The sequence below is a fragment of the Paraburkholderia sp. SIMBA_053 genome (genome assembly GCF_046534895.1).
In the GTDB taxonomy this organism is placed as follows: domain Bacteria; phylum Pseudomonadota; class Gammaproteobacteria; order Burkholderiales; family Burkholderiaceae; genus Paraburkholderia; species Paraburkholderia caledonica.
Genome location: NZ_JAWRXU010001176.1, coordinates 1 through 254, shown reverse-complemented (window position 1 = coordinate 254; position 254 = coordinate 1). Strand labels below are relative to the sequence as shown.

Sequence of the window (254 nt, the reverse complement as noted above, 5' to 3'; positions counted from 1 at the left end):
AACATTTCATCTGGAATTGGGATATCATTCCAATAATGTGAAAAACCAGCTTTCAATATTGAAGTCCAAGCAAGCGTTACAGTATTATTTGCACAAACCCAGGGAAGATGCTCTTCACTCCAAGGAGTGCCGTAACCTAAAGAGTCATCATGATTCTCTATCTCAGCTTTATTAATCAACAGAGCCTTAACTAAATCTGGAGTTGGCTTTTTTAGTTTTTTAAAGGTATGAGCAGCAAGTGAAGAGATCAATGG

The 254-nt window shown here is 37.4% G+C and carries 1 pseudogene; it reads right to left on the bottom strand.

The features are described from left to right. Nucleotides 1–254, bottom strand: a pseudogene (locus tag SB753_RS39355) (hypothetical protein); the annotation flags it as partial.